The following is a 19,252-nucleotide window of genomic DNA, read 5'->3' on the forward strand; positions in this document are numbered from 1 at the left end:
TGTGGCGGCAGTGGCGGCAGTGGCGTCGGCGGCGTCGGATCAGGACCCGTTGACGTTGTCCGCCAGGTCCTGATCGGAGCTGTTGAAGAGGTCGGAGGTCGACTTGCCGCTCTGGCGGACCTTCTCGAGCGCGTCACTGACCTGGCCGAGCAGGTCGGTGAGGTCCGAGGTCGGCTGGTCGACCGTCTGGTGGTACTGCTTGCCGATGTCGTCGTTGCCGGCCGAGTCCTTGTTGTACTTGTTGATCTCGTCGACCTTCTTCTGCATCCGCTTGAGGATGTCCGAGGCGTCGCCGAACTTGCTGAATCCCTGCAGGTCCGAGAGGGCGGAGAGCCGGTTAGCCACGGAACTCCTCCTGCCGTCCGTGCTGACGCTCCGCCTGGCCCCTCGCCACGCTGGGGCGCATCGCCTGGAGCGGGGCGAGCAGCTCGTCCAGCTCGGTCCCGCCGGTCATCGAGTTCCGCAGCATCTCGCCGAGGCCCTGGAAGGAACGCATCGACTCGGTGACCTTCGCGCCCATGTCGGCGCGGGCCTCGTTGAGCACGTCGGTGAGGACCTTCGACAGCTCGGCCGGGGCCATAGAGCGGTAGGCGGTGGTGTGGAAGGTGAGCGAGACGACCTGGCCCTGCGCGCCCACCACGGCGGTGACCATCCGGTCCTTGGAGGTGATCGAGGCGGTGCTCGCCTGCAACTCCTTGGTGGCCTCGGCAATCTTGATCTGCTGCTCGCGCAGGTTGGCCATGGTCTGCTCGATCTGCTCCGCGAACGGGGAAACCGCCATCTCGCACCTCTCGATTCGGCGACGCGCATCGGCCCCCGGATTTCCCCGGGGGCCGATGCGCGTCGGCGCACAGCTCGTCATCTGGTACCTACGGCTGTGGCGCCGGGTACCGTTCAGCTCGCTACGGCTGTGGCACCGGATGCCGTTCAGCGCCCGATCACACCGCCGATCGTCCCGCTGTCGGTGCCCCAGACCTCTTCCTCCTCGGACAGCCAGGTGGTGCGCTGCCGCTCCTTGTCGTTCTGTCCGGCTCCTGCCCCCGCGCCCGCCCCGCCCGGCGGCATCATCGGCGGCATTCCGGCGCCGCCGGTGGTGGCGACGGAGCGGCCCATCATTTGGGCCTCCTCGGCCTGCTCGCTGGCCGCGGCCCGCTCGGCCTGCGCCTGCTGGGCGGCCTCCTGTGCCGCGATTTCCTTGGGCGAGAGCGTCGCGCCGGAGGCCACCGCCCTGGGACTCAGGGCCATGACGCCCTCGCCGTTGCTGATGCTGCCGGCCGGGAGCGGCCGCGACGAAGTACCGGCGAGTCCGGCACCGAACTCGCCGCCGAGTCCACCACCGAGCCCACTGATGCTCGGCGCGTACGAGTCCCCCGAGAATCCGCCGAGGCCCGAGCTGAGCGGCGAGCTGCCGAAGATCTCGTGCGGGGGCGGCAGGTAACCGATGCCGCCGCCACCACCGAGGTTCGGGTTCAGCGGCGAGATCGAGTCACCCATCGCGTGTTCCTCGTCGGCCAGCAGCTGGCTCTGATCGTCGACCGGGTTGCCGTTGGGGTCGAGGACCTTGCCGTCCTTGTCGATCTTGGCGCCCTTGCCGGCGTACACGCGGTTGCCGTTGCGGTCCAGCACCGGCTTGCCGTCCGGGCCGATCACCATCCCGTTGTCGTCGACGTGCGACCCGGCCGGCACCATGTACGGGCCGCCGCCGAAGGACGAGGCGATCGGCGGACCGATCGTGCTGCCCTTCGGCACGATCTCCGGCTTGCCGTCCGGACCCAGCACCGGCTTGCCGTCCGGGCCGATCACATGACCGTTGGCGTCGATGTGCGAGCCGGGCGGCGCCGTCATACCCGGCAGCGGCTGGCCGTTCGGGCCGAGCAACTGCTGCCGCTGCTGACCGCCGCCGGGGCCGAGGTCGGTGACCGTGGGCGGTGGCGGCGGCATGTGCAGGTTCGGGTTGTTCCCACCGCCACCGCCCGCACCGGGCCCGAGGTCCTTGACGTTGGGGGGCGGCGGCGCACCGCCGCCGCCGTCACCACCACCGGCTCCACCGCCGCCACCACCTCCGCCGTCGCCACCACCGCCGTCGCCACCACCGGGCGGCGTTATCGCGGTGCCCTTCGGGCTCTGCACCGTGAGCGTCTTGTCGACCGCGCTCTTGACGGCGGTGAAGGCAGGGGCGGCGACCTTCGCGTACGTCGTCACGCCGGCGTCCAGGTTGGTCACGATCGAGTTGATCCAGTAGTTCTTGCCGCTCGTCTCGACCGCGTTGAAGAAGTCCTGGCTGTTGACGGCCTTGCCGTCGAACGTGGTGATCGAGTAGTCGGTCAGGCTGTTCAGCTTGACCGTCGGCTTACCGCCCGTCGTTCCACAGATGGCATCCCGCAGCGCGAGCTTCAGTTGGTAGACGGGGCTGGCGACGGGGTACCACGCGTTGTACGCGTTCTGCAGAGCCAGGAAGCCATTGGGGCCCCGGAGCGCCGTACTGGCAGCGTTGATCGCCGCAACCGGATCGTTGGGCCAGTTGATCTGGTGCTGGAGGTCCCCGAGGGCCGTGCCGAGGCTGTCGAGGTAGGACCTGAGCTCCCCGGCCGCGCTGCCCTGGAAGTCGCTGTCCTCGCTGTCGACCTCCTTGGCCCAGTCACTGATGTACTTCTGCTGGTTCGTAATGAAGGTGCTCACCTTGCCGAAGATCGCGGCGGCCGCGTCGAAGCTCGGCAGACTCGTGCTGCCCAGGGTCTCGTGCGGGCTGTTGACCAGCAGGGGCAGAATGGATCTCGGAAAGCTGACGAATTTGGACCACTTGCTGTTGTCACTCATACCGCTGTCGGACCAGTTGGTGTTGCAGTGGGCCACCACGTAGTAGACCCCGGTGGAGGAACCGGCCGGGACGTAGTCGTCCCGGTGCGGATTGCCGCTCGCCGTGGTGTGGGTCGTGACCTGGAAGGCGTCGGAGAGCCAGTTGACGTCCCACGGGGGCTTGTCCCAGTTCCATGTGGAGGCGTCGACGATGGAGACTCCGTAACCCGTCACCCAGTCGCCGTTGCCGGGCTTGGCCACGTCCCCCCGGTCGACGGAGCCGCCGGCCACGTCGGTACCGGCCAGGCTCTTCATGGTGTCTTCCCAGGCTCCCACGTGTGTTCGACTCCCAGCGCGTTGGATGGTTGATCAGGGATACGGGCCCGTCGCGCGGGTCCGGCTCCGGACCTGCCGTCAGGAGCCGGACCCACGCGACGGGGAGAGTGCCTCAGGGCTTCGGGGGCGGCGTCAGGGGCGAGCCGCCGAGGATCTCGAACATCTGGGCAGCGGTGAGGGCGTCTTCCTCAGCGTTGTTAAGGGTCGTCTTCGCATTGCTGATGGCGGTCGAGAGCGTGGTCATGTCGTTCTTCAGCGCGGTGAACTGCGCGACGATGTTTCCGGCGTAGGCCTTGAACTTGTCCTGCATGGCTTTCGCCTCGACGGAGGTTCCGCCCATCAGCATGGTGTAGTTGCCCAGGCTGTCCTTCCCGGGCGTCGAGCCGTTGGCGTACTCGTTGAGGAGCTGGATCAGCGCCGCTCCGTCCGTGTCGACGGTGCTGTCCCCGTTGAACCGGTGGTACAGCTCCGCGACCGGGCCGTTCGCGTACCCCGTCAGGATGTCGTCTGTGACCTTGAGCGTGTCGCCCATGCCGGCCTACTCAGAAGCCCTGTGCGGCGGCTTGGTCCGCGTACTTCATGGTGTGGTTCATCTGGTCCAGGATCTGGGCGCCCTGGTGGATGTCCTCGTGCATCTGGCCCTCGTTCCCCTGCACCACCTTGAAGAACTCCTCGAACGCGGTACCAGCGGCACCCTGGAACTCCTCGCGGAGCGGGGTGAGCCGCTGGACCAGCTCGTTGAGGTTGCTCTCCATGGTGTGGGCCGCCTGGAGCAGATCTGTGTAGGCCTGGTCGATCGACTCGTGCTGGAGTTGGATGTCAGCCATGGGAATGGGTCCTCGCTGTCACTGGAAGGGAGAGGGGGTGGTCGGCTACCGGAGCAGCGGTCAGCCGTTCAGCGCGCTGTAGACGCCGTCCGAGGCGCCCCAGTTGCCGCCGATCACATGGGCGTCCTCCTCGGCCTTGGTGAGCGTCTTGCTCGCGCCCTGGGTGCTCTCGGAGAGCTGCTGGAAGGCCTGCATGATCTTCTTGTAGCGCGTGACCCAGTCGTTGATCTTGCCCTGGAAGGCGGTGCTCGCGCCGGAGACGTAGTGGGCGGCGATCTCCTCGTTGATCCGCTCGACCGTCTGGCCGGAGCTGATCATCGCGGAGATCTGACCCTCCAGACTCATCAGCGCGTTCTGGATGGACTGGTCGCTCGTCTTCAACATGTTGCCACCGGGCGTGGTCATCGCGGATCTCCTCTGTCGGGGAATCTGTCAGTGATGAGAACGGCCTTGCCGCGCAGGGCGGTTCAGCCGGAACAGCCGTTACCACCGGCCGCCGGGGAGACGATCTGGGCCCCCGACAGCACGCTCGGGTCCAGGCTCGGCCCGCTGGGCAGCAGCGCCAGCAACGCCTGCGGCACCGCCTGGGTCGCCACGGCCGCGTACCCCAGCTGCTTGGCCGCGGCGGCCGAGGGCAGCGGATACTTCACGCCGTTGTCCGCCACCAGGTACTGGCTCGTCCCGGCCCCCGACCCCGACAGCGCGCGGACCAGCGCGCCCGCGCCGGGCCGCACCGCGATCCTGTCGGCGGCGGCGCAGCCGGGCGCCACGCCGGGCTCGCTGTCCGGCGCCTGGCCGCCGAGCGCGCCGGCGTCCAGCACGGCGACGGAGGTGACGGGGTTGCCGTCGGTGCTCGGGTGCAGGTCGGCGCAGAGCGCCTGGTTCTGGCCGGGGTCGACCAGCGCGGGCGGCTCGGCGGGCAGTCCGCCGGGCAGGCCGGGGCCGGCCGCGGTGTGCGCCGCCAGGTCCGCGGGCCCGATCGGCGCGGGGGTGCCGGCCGAGCCGCCGTAGGCCTTGTCCTGGGTGCGCGGGTCGCCGAGCAGCAGGTCGTACTGGAGCACGGTGAGCGGCACCAGGCCCGCCGAGCTCAGCACGTAGTGGCTGCCGGTCGGGTCGGTGAAGAGCTGGCCGACCTTGGTGGGACGGCCCGCCAGCGTGGGGCCCGCACCGCCGCGCCCGGGGATGTCGGGCGAGGCCAGGTCGGGGCCGGCCGGCAGCGTGCCGAGCATCGCGGCGGTGACCGGGAACGGCGTCGCGGTCGGGTAGCCGAGCGCCTGTAGCGCGCTGTTCTGCTTGTCGACCCGCAGCCGGCGGCCCTGCCAGAGCAGGTAGGTGTTGCCGTCCGGGGCGCTGACCAGCGCGCCCTGACCGGGGGTCAGCGCGGTGCCCTGCTGCGCCGCGGCGATGCTGAGGGCCAGCTGCGGCTTGCTGCTGCCACCGGGGGTGGTGGCGGGCTGCTGGAGGCCGCAGGCCAGCCAGGCGGCCGGCTTCAGCTCGGCCGCCGTCGGCAGCGCGTCCGGCGCGCCGACCAGGCCGACGGGGGCGCCGCGCTGCACGCCGCTCAGCGAGCCCTCGCTCACCTGCTGGAGCGTCATCTGGTCACCCGCCAGCAGCTTGGCGCTGGCCTGGTTGAGCACCGGGTGCAGTACCCCGCCCAGGTAGAGGTAGCGCGCGCCGCTCTCCTCGACCATCACCAGCGCACCGGGCTTCTGCCAGCTGGTGCTGCCGCCGGGCTTCATCACCCCGTAGACGGTCACCACCAGCGCGATCACGATGCCCAGCGCGAGGCCGGTGAGGGCGCCGCGGGTGGTGCGTCCGGTGGGGGTGTCCGGCGCGTCGGGCTCGGCCCGCAGCATGCCGGAGGCGAGCCTGCTCATCACGAACAGGTGAGCCTGCACCTGGTCGCGTCGGGACTGCATCCTGCTTCTCCTCGGGTTCGGCCCTGACTCAACGCACACCCGGCCGGTACGACCAGCCGCTCCAACCAGCCGGTACGACTCAGCCGTTCATCGCCCGCAGCGTGTGGTAGACCCCGCAGGCCAGCAGCGCCAGCGGCAGCAGCGCCACCGCGCTCAGCGTGTGCAGCACGTCCGCGAGCCGCCCCCAGTACGGCAGCAGCCTGCGCCCCGGCACCGTCCACGCCACCACCAGCAGCGCCGCGGCCACCGCCAGCAGACCGCCCAGCAGCATCAGCCGCCCGCTCGCCGGCTGGCTCATCGCCAGCTTGACGCCCAGCACCACCACACCGTAGACGCCCGGCAGCAGCACGCTCAGCCGCTGCCGGATGCTGCCGATCGCCCGACCGTGCAGCAGGAGCAGCAGGCTCAGCGCGCCGGCCTGGGCCGGGCCCGCCCAGCCGCGGGTGAAGGCGAGCAGCGTCAGGCTGACCGCGCAGACCGCGCCGATCGCCGTGTACAGCGCCATCAGGTAGTCGTCGGCGATCAGGCTGCGGCTCAGCACCGCGGGGGCCGGGAACGGCTCGATGTTCTCCTGCAGCTCCTCGGCGTTGCGCGGCAGCATCGGCAGCCGCAGGCCGGAGAGCCGGAAGGAGATCGACGGGACGAACGAGCCGACCAGCACGGCCACCACCGCGATGACCGCCATCAGCTGGTCCAGCGACATCCCGGCCAGCACCAGCCCGCCGCCCACCATCCCGAGCAGCGCCACCAGCACCAGGCCCAGGAAGAGCGGCGCGGAGCCGCCGACCGCCGCCAGCGCGAGCACCGAGGCACCGGCCGCGCCCGAGGCCGCCGCCAGCACCCGGGCGCCGAGCAGCACCTCGCCGGTGGGCCCGCTGGGCAGCAGCAGCGCGGCCAGGGTCAGGAACGGGACGGCGGCGGCGCCCAGCGCGGTGCCCGCGGCCGGGTCGGCCATCGCCCGCGCGGCACTGGTCGCGCCGAGCAGGAGCAGCACCGCCGTGGCGGCGGCCACCGCCTCGCGCGGCCCGCTGGCGCCCGGCACGGCGAGCAGCAGCCAGCCCCCGGCCAGCGCCAGCATGGTCACCGCGAGCGCCAGCCGGTGGGTCAGCGCCGGCCGCCAGCTGTCGCCGCGCTCGTTCATGCCGGTGGCCACGCCGTCCACCAGGTCGTCGAAGTGCACCGGCGGCAGGGCCTCGCGACGCGGGCGCAGGTAGAGCGCGTCGCCGTCGTGCAGCAGATGCGCCTCGGCGCTCTGCTCCTCGTCCAGCGGCTCCTCGCCGAGCCGCTGGAGCACCCAGCCGCCGTGGTCCAGGCCGGCCTCGGCCAGCTCCGGTCCGGCGTGGCCGAGCACGGCCGGCAGCAGGTCGGCCAACGGCACGTCGGCGGGGACGGCGAGTTCGAAGGCCGTCCCCGGTGCGTGGAACCTCAACCGGCACAGCCCGGCGACGGCACTGCTGTTCACGCCACTCCCCACAAGCTCCACGGGGGCCCACTCCACGAAAGGCCCACTCCTCCCAGCTGTACGGGCCGGATGCCGCGACGCGTTCAGCCGGGTTCAAACCTGGTGAACCCGCCTCGCCCCACCACCCGTCACCTCCTGAGGACGGTTGCGCGAGCAAGGGAGCTGTTAGGTGAGCGTGGTCCTGGTCAACCGAACGCCTCGGCGTCCGGGGCCCGAGATGCCCGACGGCGAGATCCAGTTGCAGGAGCCGCCGGTCCTGCCGGAGAAGCAGAGCGGCATGTCCAGCATCATCAGCATGGCGCCGATGGCGCTCGGCTCGCTCTCCATGGTCTTCATGTTCCTGCGCCCGGGCGGTGAGGGCGGCGGCGCCATGAGCTACCTGGGGATGGGCATGATGGCGCTCTCCGCCATCGGCATGCTGGTCACCCAGCTGATCCGCGGCTCCAGCGACCGCAAGCAGCAGTTGCGCGGCGAGCGCCGCGACTACCTGCGCTACCTCTCGCAGATCCGTCGCCAGGTGCGCAAGTCGATCGCCGCGCAGCAGCAGGCACTGGCCTGGCGGCACCCGGAGCCGCGCGAGCTCTCCTCGCTGGTGGACACCTCCCGGCTGTGGGAGCGGCGCGCCGCCCACCCGGACTTCAGTGACGTGCGGATCGGTACCGGGCCGCAGCGCCTGGCCACCCCGCTCGCCCCGCTCTCCACCAAGCCGGTGGAGGACCTGGAGCCGCTCTGCGCGCACGCGCTGCGCCGCTTCATCCACGCCTACGGCACGCTGGACGACCAGCCGATCGCGATCCACCTGCGCGGCTTCGCGCAGGTGCTGCTGCGCGCCGACGATCCCTCCGCCGCCCGGGCGATGGTGCGCGCGATCCTGGCCCAGCTCACCGTGGTGCACGGCCCGGACGAGCTGCGGGTCGCCATCGTGGCGGCCCCGGAGCACCGCGCGCAGTGGGAGTGGGCCAAGTGGCTGCCGCACGCGCTGCACCCGAGCGAGAGCGACGGCGCCGGGCCGCTGCGCCTGGTGGCGGCCAGTCTGGGCGAGGCCGAGCAGCTGCTCGGTGAGGAGTTCACCGGCCGCCCGGGCTACGAGCCGGACGCCACGCCGAACCGCGACGAGCCGTTCACCGTCCTGGTGCTGGACGGCCCCGGGGCGCACGCGAGCAGCCGGGCCGTACTGACCGGCTACCGCAACACCGTGCTGATCGACCTGACCGAGAGCCTGGAGTGGCGCCCGGCCCGCACCACGCTGCGGCTGCGGATCACCGAGGGACGCCTCACGATGATCGGCGCGGACCGCAACCGCAAGGACACCGTCACCGACCTCGGCCGCCCCGACCTGCTGACCGCCCGTCAGGCCACCCACCTGGCGACCCGGCTGGCCCGCTACCGGATCGGCGACACGGTGGAGGCCGCCGAGCCGCTGGCCACCGACTTCGACCTGACCGCGCTGCTCGGCATCGCGGACCTGCACAAGCTGGACGTCGAGGCGCTCTGGGCCCAGCGCGGCATCCCGCAGCGGCTGCGGGTGCCGCTGGGCCTGGGCCCGGACGGCCGCCCGGTGGACCTGGACCTCAAGGAGTCCGCGCAGGGCGGCATGGGCCCGCACGGCATGCTGATCGGCGCCACCGGCTCCGGCAAGTCCGAGCTGCTGCGCACCCTGGTGCTGGCGCTGGCCGTGACGCACTCCTCCGAGGTGCTCAACTTCGTCCTGGTCGACTTCAAGGGTGGCGCGACCTTCCTCGGCCTGGACGCACTGCCGCACACCTCGGCCGTGATCACCAACCTGGCCGACGAGGCCTCCCTGGTGGACCGGATGCGCGACGCGCTGCACGGCGAGATGGTCCGCCGCCAGGAGTGGCTGCGGGCAGCCGGCAACTACGCCTCGCTGCTCGAGTACGAGACCGCGCGAGCCAACGGCACCCCGCTGCAGCCGATGCCCGTGCTCTTCGTGGTGGTCGACGAGTTCAGCGAACTGCTCGCCGCGCACCGCGACTTCATGGAGCTGTTCATCATGATCGGCCGGCTCGGCCGCTCGCTGGGCGTGCACCTGCTGCTGGCCTCGCAGCGCCTGGACGAGGGCCGGATGAACGCGCTGGAGTCCCACCTCTCCTACCGGATCGGTCTGCGCACCTTCTCCGCGATGGAGAGCCGCGGCGTGCTCGGCGTCCCGGACGCCTACCAGCTGCCCTCGGCCCCCGGCAACGGCTTCCTGCGCAGCGACATCTCCACCCTGACCCGCTTCAAGGCGGCCTACGTCTCGGGCCCGTACAAGCCCAAGCGCCGGGCGGCCCAGCAGGCGGTGCTCGAAGGCCAGGTGGTCGCGTACGGCACGAACTACGTGGCGCCCCAGCAGCTTCCCGTCGTCGCCGAGGAGCCGGTGGAGGAGGAGGCGGCCGGCACGCTGCTGGAGATCGCGGCCGCCAAGCTCTACGACGTCGGCCCGCCCGCCTACCGGGTCTGGCTGCCGCCGCTGGACGTGCCGCCCACCCTGGACGAGCTGCTGCCGCCGCTCACCGCGCACCCCGAGCGCGGCCTGACCACCGAGGCGGCCCAGACGCACGGCGCGCTCAACGTCCCGGTCGGCGTGATCGACCGCCCGTTCCACCAGCTGCGCGACCTGATGACCGCCGACCTGTCGGGCGCCGGCGGCCACGTCGGCATCGCCGGTGCCCCGCAGAGCGGCAAGAGCACGCTGCTGCGGACCCTGATCACCGGTCTCGCGCTCACCCACACCCCGCGCGAGGTCCAGTTCTACTGCCTGGACTTCGGCGGTGGCACGCTCTCCACCCTGCGCGGCCTGCCGCACCTGGGCGGGGTGACCGGGCGGCACGACGGCGAGCGGGTGCTGCGCACCATCGCCGAGGTGAACGGGGTCATCACCCGGCGCGAGAAGTACTTCGCCGAGCTGGGCATCGACTCGATCGCCAACTTCCGCCGCCGCAAGGCGGCCGGCCAGCTGGCCGAGGACCCGCACGGTGACGTCTTCCTGGTGATCGACGGCTGGAACACGCTGCGCCAGGAGTTCAACGACCTGGCCCAGGTGCTCACCCTGATCGCCCAGCGCGGCATCAACTACGGCGTCCACCTGATGGTCGCCACCACGCGCTGGGGCGAGGTCACCGCCGGACTGCGCGACCTGCTGCAGACCCGGTTCGAGCTGCGGCTGGGCGACCCGGTCGACTCGGTGATCAACATGCGCGCGGCGGGCAAGGTGCCCAAGAGTCCGGGCCGCGGCCTGACCGACGAGCAGTTGCACTTCCTCACCGCGCTGCCGCGGATCGACGGCACCGGCACCACCGAGGACCTCGGCGAGGGCATCGCCGACCTGGTCGACGCCATCGCCGCGCACTGGACCGGGCCGCGCGCCCCCGAGGTGCGGATGCTGCCGCTCACCCTGGACGCCGCCGACCTGCCGGCGCCCGAGGGACGCCTGCGGGTGCCGATCGGCCTGGAGGACACCGAGGTCGCGCCGCTCTGGCACGACTTCGAGGAGAACCCGCACCTGCTGGTCATCGGCGACACCGAGTCCGGCAAGACCAACCTGCTGAAGCTGATGGCCCAGTCCATCACCCGGGCCTACACGCCCGCCGAGGCCCGGATCATGGTGGTCGACTACCGCCGCGGGCTCTACGACGTGGTGCCCAAGGAGTACCAGCTCGGCTACGCGGTGGCCGTCGACATGCTGCGCCAGATCGTCGACGGCGCGGCGCGTGCGATGAAGAACCGGATCCCCGCCGACGACATCAGCCCCGCCCGGCTCAAGCTGCGCGACTGGTGGGAGGGTCCGGAGCTGTTCATCCTGGTCGACGACTACGACCTGGTCGGCGCGGGCTCCGGCAGCCACCCCTTCGCCGCGGTGCTCGACAACCTGGCCCAGGGCGCCGAGATCGGCCTGCACCTGATCGTGGCGCGCGGCGCCAACGGCATCGGGCGGGCGATGAGCGACCCGCTGCTGCGCAAGCTGCAGGAGGTCAACTCGCCGGCCCTGCTGATGTCCTGCCCGCCCTCCGAGGGCTACCTGTTCGGCAACATCAAGCCCAGGCAGCTCACCACCGGCCGCGGCCTCTACATCACCCGCCGGCGCACCGTGCAGGTGCAGACCGGGCACCTGGGCAAGGACGGGTGAACCGGCGGGGGTGACGGGCCCGTAGTCCCGGCTGGGGCTCACTCAGCAGAACGGAGGCCAGGCCATGGACTCGGCAAAATCCCAGGTCACCGAGCGGTCCACGTTGCGCGCGGTGGGTCCGCACTTCCTCATCGCGCCGCCGGGCGCCGAGCAGGAGGGCCTGGCCGCGGCCATGGGCCCGGTGCGCGCCGACCCCCGGGCCCTGGTGCTGCTCGCCGCCGCGCCGGACGCCGCCCCGGTGCTGCGCGAATCGCTGGGCGAGCTGACCCGCAACGCGGGTGCCCGGGGGGCCGACACCCTGGTGCTGGCCGCCTCCGGGCTCGGCGCGAGCGGCCCCGACGGCCGGCGTCCGGCCGAACTCCTGGCCCAGCGAACCGGGTTGACGGTGGTGGCACCGGACGCGCTGGTCTCCATCGAGCCGGACGGGACCCTGCTGGTGACGGGCGGCTCCTGGTGGCGCTGCCGGCCGGCGGGCGAGCCCGAGGCGCTCGGCGAGCGCTGGCCGGGCGACGCGGCGATCAACCCGCTGCGCAGCGGCGGCGTCTGGATCACCGCCACCGCCCCCGCCTTCGCGCCCGCCATCCTCGACTTCGCCTCGGCCCCGACCGGGACCCTGCTCCTGGTGCTCGGCGAGCCCGGCGCGCCGCTGCCCACCGGCGTGCAACTCGCCTCGGTGGCAGCATCGCTGCTCGCCACCGCCGCCCCCACCGCCGGAGACCTGCGGCTGCTGCTCAGCGCCCCCTGGGCCGACCCCGTCGCCCTGGTCGAACTCTCCGCGATCCTGGCCGCCTCGCTCGACCGCGAGGTGCACGCCGCCATCGGCCTGCCGCTGCTCACCGCGAGCGGCTACTCCAGCGTGCACCTCGCCCCCGACGGCACGCCCGGCTGGGAGCCCTACCTGACCGAGCTGACCGCCTGCCCGGTCAGGCGCAGCGTGACCGCCGTCGCCTGGCGCGGCCACCCCTCCTGGGCACCGGCCGGACCGGCGCGCTACCACGCCTTCCCCGGTTGGGAGTTGGAGGCCATCTCGGCCGGCCTCTGGCTGCGCCCGGCGATCGGCACCGCCGACCGCGCCCCCCGGCTGCGCCGACCCGACCCGGCGCAGCCGGTGCTGGTGGTCGGCGCGGCCGGGTTCCCGGTGACCCAGGAGGTCTGGGAGCACCTGGGCACGCTGCTCCCGGGCTTCCCCCCGCTCGGCGCCGGGCCGAGCGGGCCGCTGGGGCTGGCGGTCGCGGTGGCGGGGTCGATGGACGCCGAGTCGGAGACGGTGGGGCGGTTCAGCGCACGGATCCACAAGCTCACCTGGCTGGGCACGGAGGGGGCGGTGCGGCGGGCGGCGCCTGCGGCTGTTCCGGCGCCGGTAGCGGAGCCGGTACCGGTAGCGGAGCCGGTGGTTGTTCCGGCCCCGGCGCCCGTCGCACCCCTCGCGCCGGAGCCGGAGCTCCCCATCCCGATCCCCACCGCGTCGGAGATGGCAGGCCTGGCCATTCCCATCCCCACCTCGGCCGACCGGCCCACCACGATGCTGAGCACGGCCAACCCGGACGACGTCCCCACCCTCTCCATGTCCCCGGTCCGCACCCCGACCCCCGAGCCCGAGCCGACGCCTGCCCCCGAGCCCGCCCGCGAGCCCGAGCCGACGCCCGAACCCGAGCCGACCCCTGAGCCTGCCCCCACCCCCGAGCCCGAGCCGGCACCCGAGCCCGCCCGCGAACCCGAGCCGGCACCCGAACCCGAGCCCACCCCCGTCCCGGAGCCGGAGCCCACGCCCGAGCCGACGCCTGCCCCCGAGGCGACCTCCGTCCCGGAGCCCGTCCGCGAGCCCGAGCCCGAGCCCGAGCCCGTCCCGGAGCCGGAGCCCACGCCCGAACCTGAACCCACCCCCGAGCCGACCCCTGCCCCGGAGCCCACCCCCGAGCCCGAGCCGACCCCTGCCCCTGAACCCCTCCCCGAGCCCGCCCCGGCCCCGGAACCCGCTCCCACCCCACCCACTCCCACACCCGCTCCCGCCCCCTCCACCACCCCCTACGAGGACCGCGAGGCCCTGGTCGCCCTCCTCGGCCAGCCCTACATCCGCTGGGCCAGCCGCGCCGACCAGGTGGCCACCCGCCTCCCCGGCCTGCGCCCGGCCGCCGGCGAGGACCTCCGCCCCGAGCTCGTCGCCGTGCTGCTCCACCACGTCGACGCCCCCGTCCCCGCCTCCCGCACCGCGCTGGCCGCCGCTGCCCGCTCCGGCAACCCGGGCACCCTGCTCCCCTACCTGCGCTGCCTCGCCGCCGGCCTGCGCCGACTGCCCAGCCACCACGGCGCGGTGCTGGTCGGCGCCCCGCCGGGCCCCTTCGAGCTGGACCGCTACACCCCGGGCGCGCTGCTCACCGAGTCCGCCCCGATCAGCGGGATCAGCGCCGTGGCAGCCGACCTGGGCGAGGACGTCGAGGTCGAGTTCGCCCTCTGGTCCGCCACCGGCCGCCGCACCTCGGCCTTCGGCGAGCCCGGTGAGCAGCCCACCGTGGTCTTCGCCCCGGGCAGCACCTTCGAGGTCCTGGAAGTCGAGCCCGCCGACCTCTCGGTCAACCGCCCGACCCGCGTCCTGCTCCACGAGATCGCCGGCCCCCGCCCGTCCCCCGAGCGCCTGCGCGCCTGGCTCGCCCGCCGCGACGCCACCACCCCCGACGCCCGCGTCCGCCCGGCCCACCCGGACCACTTCCACCTCGACCTCGGCGCCGCCTGACCAGGCCCTACCCCCGCTCCCCCACCCTCACCAGCCCCAGCTCGTACGCCGTGATCACCAGCTGCACCCGATCGCGCGCCGCCAACTTGCTGAACAGCCGCGCCACATGGGCCTTGGCCGTGGCCACGCTGATGAACAGCTCGGCCGCGATCTCGCTGTTGGAGAGCCCCCGCCCCACCAGCGTCAGCACCTCGCGCTCGCGCTCGGTGATCCCCTCGACCGCCGGTGGCACGTGCAGGGCTCCCGGCCGCTCGGGCCGGCTGACGAACTCCTCGATCAGCCGCCGCGTGACAGCCGGCGCGATCAGCGCGTCCCCGGCGGCGACCACCCGGATGCCGCCGAGGATGTCCTCCAGCGCCATGTCCTTGACCAAAAACCCGCTCGCCCCGGCGCGCAGCGCGGCGTAGACGTAGTCGTCCTCGTCGAAGGTGGTCAGCATCAGCACCCGCACCGGACCGCCCCCGGCGGTGATCGCCCGGGTGGCCTCGATCCCGTCCATGCCGGGCATCCGGATGTCCATCACCACCACGTCCGGCTGCTCCTCCCGGGCCAGCCGCACCGCCTCGGTCCCGGTCCCCGCCTCGCCGACGACCACCAGGTCCTCGGTGTCCGCCGCCAGCACCCGCAGCCCGGCCCGCACCAGCGGCTGGTCATCGGCCAGCACCACCCGTACCGTCATCGGCTCCCCGCCCCCGCTCCTGCTCCCGCACGCGCACCCGCCACCAGCGGCAGCCGCGCCGCCACCCGGTACCCGCCCCCGTCCCGCGGCCCGGCCGCGAACTCACCGTGCAACAGCGCCACCCGCTCACGCATCCCGATCAGCCCGTACCCGGCCCCGCTCATACCCACGTTGCCGCCACCGTTCCCGCGATCCGTGATCTCGATGACCAACTCCTCCTCCCGACAGTCGATCAGCACCTGACACGACATCACCCCGGCGTGCCGCACCACATTGGTCAGCCCCTCCTGGATGATCCGAAAGGCGGCCAGGTCGACTTCCGGCGCCAGCGCACGCCGCTCCCCGGTCCACCGCACCGCGACCCGCACCCCCGCCTGCCCGGTCGCCTCCGCCAGCCGCTCGACGTCCCCGAGCCCGGGCGCCGGCTCCCGCGGCGAGGCTCCCGCACTCTGGCCCGCGACCGGCTGGCGCAGCGCGCCGAGGGTGCGCCGCAGCCCCGCCAGGGTCTCCCGGCTGGTCGCCTCGATCGCCCGCAGCGCATTGCGGGCCTCCTCCGGCTGGGTGTCCATCACCCGACTGCCCACCCCGGCCTGGATCGCGATGATGCCGATGCTGTGCGCGACCATGTCGTGCAACTCGCGGGCGATCTGCAGTCGTTCGGCCGTGGCCGCCTGAGCGGCGCGTTGGCTGCGCAGCGACTCGGTGTAGGCGCGGTGCTGGTGCAGGTAGCGGCCGACCAGCCAGGCGAGGCAGGTCGCCAGCAGGTAGACGAGCGCCAACGGAACCCCCAGCGAGTAGTCGAACCCGCGGTACCCGAGGCCGTGCGCCCCGAGCCAGTTGGGCACCGCGCCCGCCATCGCGACGCAGATCAGCGCCGCGCTCCAGAGCGACTCCCGGCGCGGCCTGCTGCGGGCGATGTACACCAGCGCCAGGTCCGCGGCCAGGCACTCGATCGCCCCGAACCACCACCACCAGAACGTCACGACTCCGAAGTACGCGGCGCCCAGCATCAACGCCAGCCCGAGCAGCGGCTGTCGGCGCAGCAGCACCAGCGGCAGCAGGGTGGCGAGCACGGGAAGGACCGCCTGCGTACCCGCCTGCACCCCGGGGCGCACGGTCAGCAACAGCGCGACGGGCGAGGCCAGCACCACTCCCCACACCAGGCCGGTCCATACCCTGGCAGGTATCCGCTTGAGCAAGGGTGTTTTCACCCCGCGATGGTAGCCGTCAGCCCGCTGACCAGGCATGGGCCCACGGGCTTACACCCCGGGGCTACTCTGCCCCCACCGGTGCAGCCCACGGCCCCATGCGCGGCGGCACCGCCGGGGGGCACGGTGGATCCCGTGATCGAAGTCAACGAACTGACGAAGCGTTACGGCCGCACCACCGCCGTCAACCAGCTGAGCTTCACCGTCCGCCCGGGCCACGTCACCGGGTTCCTCGGCCCCAATGGCGCGGGCAAGAGCACCACGCTGCGCCTGCTGCTCGGCCTCAACTCGCCCACCAGCGGCACCGCCACCATCGACGGACGCCCCTTCCAGCACCACCCGCGCGGCCTGCGCCACGTCGGCGCCCTGCTCGACGCGAGCGACGTGCACGGCGGACGCAGCGCCCGGGCCCACCTGACGGCGCTGGCCCAGAGCAACCGGATCCCGCGCACCCGGGTCGAGGAGGTGCTGCGCGAGGTCGGCCTGGCCGGCGCGGCGGGGCGCCGGATCGGCGGCTTCTCGCTCGGCATGCGCCAACGCCTGGGCATCGCCACCGCGTTGCTCGGCGACCCGCCGGTGCTGCTCTTCGACGAGCCGTTCAACGGCCTCGACCCCGAGGGCGTGCTCTGGGTGCGCGGCCTCTTCCAGCGGCTGGCCGCCGAGGGGCGCACCGTCTTCGTCTCCAGCCACCTGATGAGCGAGATGGAGAGCACCGCTGAGCAGTTGATCGTGATCGGCCGCGGCGAACTCCTCGCGGACGCCACCATCGCGGAGTTCGCGGCCCGCGCCACGGGGGCGAGCGTGGCCGTCCGCACCCCGCAGGCCGCCGCACTGACCGCCCTGCTGCTCGGCCACGGCGCCGGCGTCCACCAGGACGGGCCCGACCAGCTCACGGTGACCGGCCTGGACGCCGACCGGATCGGCGAACTCGCCTTCCAGCACCAGCTGCGCCTGAACGAACTGACCACCCGCCACGCCTCGTTGGAGCAGGCGTTCATGGAACTGACCGCCGACAGCGTCGAATACCTCGCCGGAGACCCCCGATGACCGCCCTTCACGCCTCGATCTCCACCCCGGCCTCCCCGCAGATCGTCGACGATCCCCGCGCCCGGTTCCGCGACCTGCTCGCCTCCGAGTGGACCAAGCTCTGGTCCCTGCGCTCGATCCGCTGGGCCCTGCTGACCACCGTGCTGGCGGTGCTCGCCATCAGCGCCAACGCGGCCCGCTCCGACCTCAGCAACTGGCCCGACTATCCGCCGTCGACCAAGGCCGACTTCGTCCCGCTCTGGTCGATGGGCGACGCGTTCCCCAACAACTCCTCGTTCATCCTGGCCCTGGCCACCGGCAGCATCGGCGCCATCGCGATCGTCGGCGAGTACAGCAGCGGCATGATCCGCACCACCTTCGCGGCCGTCCCGGCCCGCCGGGCGGTACTGGCCGCCAAGGTGGTCGTGCTGACCGCGCTGATGCTGGTCGCGGGCCTGGTGATGGCCTTCGGCTCGTTCTGGATCTCCCAGGCCATCCTGTCCACCCAGCACATCGGCATCTCGATCAGCCAGCCGCACGCCCTGCGCTGCATCCTCGCGGACGCGGTGTTCCCGGTGGTCTGCGCACTGGTCGGGCTCGGCCTGGGTGCCCTGATCCGGCACAGCGCGACCACCATGGTGATGGTCTCCGTGGCGCTCCTCCTGCTGCCGACCCTCCTCAACAGCAGCCTCCACCAGTGGGTCATCGACCTCCACAACGCCACACCCATCGCCGCCTGGCAGCGCCTGGTCTTCGTCCTCGATGCCGACATGCTGGGCGACCCCGGCTTCCACCCGACGCTGACGGGGTCAGCCGTGGTCTTCCTGCTCTGGCCGCTGGTCGCGGTGCTGCTCCCCCTCCTGATCGTCCGCCACCGGGACCACTGACTACCGACTACTCCAAACGAGTTCAGTTCCGCTGTTCCCCGTCCGCCTCGCACGGCCGCGCGTACGCTCGCCAGCAAACAAACGCACGCGGGCGAGGCGGTGGTCACGGTGACCGTTCCGGAGGGGCAGATCCCGGAGCAGCCAATCGAGTTGGATGATGACGAAGCTGCGGACGAGTCCCAGGCGCTCTCCACCATCCTGGGCAAACAACTGAAGATCCTGCGCGAACGTAAGGGCCTGACCCAGCGCGAACTGGCCGTCCAGCTCGGCTACAGCGAAGACTTGATCTCCTCCATCGAACGCGGTCGCCGCAATGCGCAGGAGGACCTGCTCATCGCAGCTGACGACTTCCTGGACGCCGGAGGCCTGTTGAAGGCCGGCGTCGAGGACACGAAGAAGGCCAAGAAACCACGTGTGCGGCATCCGGTCTTCTTCCGGGACTACGCCCGCCTGGAGCCGGAGGCGGTGGAGCTGAGCTACTACAGCACCATGGCCGTCCCTGGACTGCTCCAGACCCCCGAGTATGCCCGCCACCTCTTCAATGTCCGGCGCCCACTCTGGGATGAGCAGACAATCGAGTGGCGCCTGGCAGCGCGCTTGGCCCGGCAGGAAATCATGAACCGAAAGTGGCCACCACCCATGGTGAGCTGTCTCATCGAAGAGTCGGTTCTGCAACGCCCGATCGGCGGCAGGCAGATTCAGAAAGGGCAGTTGGAAAGCCTCCTGACGTTCAGTACGTTGAGAAACGGCGAACTCCAGGTCATGCCGACAAGCTGTCAGGATCACACTGCCCTTGACGGTTCCTTCACCTTGCTGACTCCTAAGGGCGGACCGCAGGTTGGCTACGTCGAAGTCCAGCAGGTCAGCCGCCTGATCACCGATTTCGAGGAGGTCCGGCTGCTCGCTGCGAAGTATGGGACCATGCGAGCGCAAGCACTCACGCCTCGGGAGTCACAGACCCTGATCGAGAAGATGCTGGGAGAACTATGAACATCGAAGCGCCCCAACTCACCTGGTTCAAGAGCAGCTACAGCGGCAACGAGGGCGGCGAGTGCATCGAAATCGCCGCCACCCCCAACACCATCCACATCCGCGACTCCAAAGACCAGGCCGGACCCCAGCTCACCATCACCCCCACCAGCTGGACCGCCTTCCTCACCCTCGCCACCGCCCTCTAACCCGCGCCCCGCGAACACACAACGGCCCGGACGATCCCCCACAGATCGTCCGGGCCGCCCCCGTCACCACGTCCTCA

Annotated in this window: 16 protein-coding genes; 6 read left to right on the plus strand and 10 right to left on the minus strand. The window is 72.1% G+C overall.

Features of this window, described 5'->3' with window-relative positions; translation table 11 throughout:
• Positions 1-39 precede the first annotated feature (39 nt).
• The 8 genes from OG500_RS11810 to eccD all read right to left on the minus strand — a co-directional run bounded on the left by OG500_RS11810 (position 40) and on the right by eccD (position 7,340).
• Positions 40-345 carry a hypothetical protein gene (locus OG500_RS11810; protein WP_327066510.1) on the minus strand — a complete coding sequence of 102 codons (306 nt, stop codon included), beginning with the start codon at positions 343-345 and terminating at the stop codon, positions 40-42.
• Positions 338-781 carry a YbaB/EbfC family nucleoid-associated protein gene (locus OG500_RS11815; RefSeq protein ID WP_327066511.1) on the minus strand — a complete coding sequence of 148 codons (444 nt, stop codon included), beginning with the start codon at positions 779-781 and terminating at the stop codon, positions 338-340. The genes OG500_RS11810 and OG500_RS11815 overlap by 8 nt, the downstream gene beginning before the upstream one ends.
• Positions 782-927: 146 nt before the next feature.
• Positions 928-3,132: a hypothetical protein gene (locus OG500_RS11820; RefSeq protein ID WP_329579519.1), complete on the minus strand. Its 2,205-nt coding sequence runs from the start codon at positions 3,130-3,132 to the stop codon at positions 928-930.
• Between the two features lie 112 nt (positions 3,133-3,244).
• On the minus strand, positions 3,245-3,664 hold the full coding sequence (locus tag OG500_RS11825; RefSeq protein WP_327066513.1) for a hypothetical protein: 420 nt from the start codon (positions 3,662-3,664) through the stop codon (positions 3,245-3,247).
• A gap of 10 nt (positions 3,665-3,674) precedes the next feature.
• Positions 3,675-3,959: a WXG100 family type VII secretion target gene (locus tag OG500_RS11830; RefSeq protein ID WP_327066514.1), complete on the minus strand. Its 285-nt coding sequence runs from the start codon at positions 3,957-3,959 to the stop codon at positions 3,675-3,677.
• Between the two features lie 60 nt (positions 3,960-4,019).
• Complete coding sequence (locus OG500_RS11835; protein WP_327066515.1) at positions 4,020-4,364, minus strand: hypothetical protein; 345 nt, start codon at positions 4,362-4,364, stop codon at positions 4,020-4,022.
• Positions 4,365-4,426: 62 nt separating this feature from the next.
• On the minus strand, positions 4,427-5,878 hold the full coding sequence (eccB, locus tag OG500_RS11840; protein ID WP_327066516.1) for a type VII secretion protein EccB: 1,452 nt from the start codon (positions 5,876-5,878) through the stop codon (positions 4,427-4,429).
• Between the two features lie 79 nt (positions 5,879-5,957).
• Positions 5,958-7,340 carry a type VII secretion integral membrane protein EccD gene (eccD, locus tag OG500_RS11845; RefSeq protein WP_329579526.1) on the minus strand — a complete coding sequence of 461 codons (1,383 nt, stop codon included), beginning with the start codon at positions 7,338-7,340 and terminating at the stop codon, positions 5,958-5,960.
• Positions 7,341-7,509: 169 nt separating this feature from the next.
• Between eccD and eccCa the strand changes: the two genes are divergently transcribed.
• Both eccCa and OG500_RS11855 read left to right on the plus strand, forming a co-directional pair.
• On the plus strand, positions 7,510-11,466 hold the full coding sequence (gene eccCa, locus OG500_RS11850) for a type VII secretion protein EccCa (RefSeq protein ID WP_442907025.1): 3,957 nt from the start codon (positions 7,510-7,512) through the stop codon (positions 11,464-11,466).
• A 64-nt stretch (positions 11,467-11,530) separates the two neighbouring features.
• A complete protein-coding gene (locus OG500_RS11855) occupies positions 11,531-14,197 on the plus strand; it encodes a hypothetical protein (RefSeq protein WP_329579530.1) in 2,667 nt (888 codons plus the stop codon).
• Between the two features lie 7 nt (positions 14,198-14,204).
• Here OG500_RS11855 and OG500_RS11860 read toward each other — a convergent pair whose 3' ends face one another.
• Both OG500_RS11860 and OG500_RS11865 read right to left on the minus strand, forming a co-directional pair.
• Positions 14,205-14,876, minus strand: coding sequence for a response regulator transcription factor (locus OG500_RS11860; RefSeq protein WP_329579532.1), 672 nt, complete (start codon positions 14,874-14,876; stop codon positions 14,205-14,207).
• Entirely contained in the window at positions 14,873-16,087 is a 1,215-nt protein-coding gene (locus OG500_RS11865; RefSeq protein WP_329579535.1) for a sensor histidine kinase, read from the minus strand. Before OG500_RS11865 ends, OG500_RS11860 begins: the two co-directional genes overlap by 4 nt.
• Before the next feature lie 132 nt (positions 16,088-16,219).
• Here OG500_RS11865 and OG500_RS11870 point away from each other — a divergent pair, with 132 nt between their 5' ends.
• The 4 genes from OG500_RS11870 (at position 16,220) to OG500_RS11885 (ending at position 19,175) form a co-directional block, all read left to right on the plus strand.
• Positions 16,220-17,131 (plus strand): ABC transporter ATP-binding protein, encoded by a 912-nt coding sequence (locus OG500_RS11870; protein WP_329579538.1) that lies wholly within the window; start codon positions 16,220-16,222, stop codon positions 17,129-17,131.
• Positions 17,128-17,997 carry an ABC transporter permease subunit gene (locus OG500_RS11875; RefSeq protein ID WP_327066522.1) on the plus strand — a complete coding sequence of 290 codons (870 nt, stop codon included), beginning with the start codon at positions 17,128-17,130 and terminating at the stop codon, positions 17,995-17,997. Before OG500_RS11870 ends, OG500_RS11875 begins: the two co-directional genes overlap by 4 nt.
• A gap of 108 nt (positions 17,998-18,105) precedes the next feature.
• On the plus strand, positions 18,106-18,987 hold the full coding sequence (locus OG500_RS11880; protein WP_329579543.1) for a helix-turn-helix domain-containing protein: 882 nt from the start codon (positions 18,106-18,108) through the stop codon (positions 18,985-18,987).
• A complete protein-coding gene (locus tag OG500_RS11885; protein ID WP_329579546.1) occupies positions 18,984-19,175 on the plus strand; it encodes a DUF397 domain-containing protein in 192 nt (63 codons plus the stop codon). The genes OG500_RS11880 and OG500_RS11885 overlap by 4 nt, the downstream gene beginning before the upstream one ends.
• The last annotated feature ends 77 nt before the right edge of the window (positions 19,176-19,252 follow it).

Source organism: Kitasatospora sp. NBC_01250 (assembly GCF_036226465.1).
In the GTDB taxonomy this organism is placed as follows: domain Bacteria; phylum Actinomycetota; class Actinomycetes; order Streptomycetales; family Streptomycetaceae; genus Kitasatospora.

Bases quoted from the DNA above. Each gene is read 5' to 3' on its own strand.
- OG500_RS11885 (WP_329579546.1), top strand. From the start codon at position 18,984: ATGAACATCGAAGCGCCCCAACTCACCTGGTTCAAGAGCAGCTACAGC.
- eccB (WP_327066516.1), bottom strand. From the start codon at position 5,878: ATGCAGTCCCGACGCGACCAGGTGCAGGCTCACCTGTTCGTGATGAGC.
- OG500_RS11875 (WP_327066522.1), top strand. From the start codon at position 17,128: ATGACCGCCCTTCACGCCTCGATCTCCACCCCGGCCTCCCCGCAGATC.
- OG500_RS11815 (WP_327066511.1), bottom strand. From the start codon at position 781: ATGGCGGTTTCCCCGTTCGCGGAGCAGATCGAGCAGACCATGGCCAAC.
- OG500_RS11830 (WP_327066514.1), bottom strand. From the start codon at position 3,959: ATGGCTGACATCCAACTCCAGCACGAGTCGATCGACCAGGCCTACACA.
- OG500_RS11855 (WP_329579530.1), top strand. From the start codon at position 11,531: ATGGACTCGGCAAAATCCCAGGTCACCGAGCGGTCCACGTTGCGCGCG.
- OG500_RS11835 (WP_327066515.1), bottom strand. From the start codon at position 4,364: ATGACCACGCCCGGTGGCAACATGTTGAAGACGAGCGACCAGTCCATC.
- OG500_RS11860 (WP_329579532.1), bottom strand. From the start codon at position 14,876: ATGACGGTACGGGTGGTGCTGGCCGATGACCAGCCGCTGGTGCGGGCC.
- OG500_RS11825 (WP_327066513.1), bottom strand. From the start codon at position 3,664: ATGGGCGACACGCTCAAGGTCACAGACGACATCCTGACGGGGTACGCG.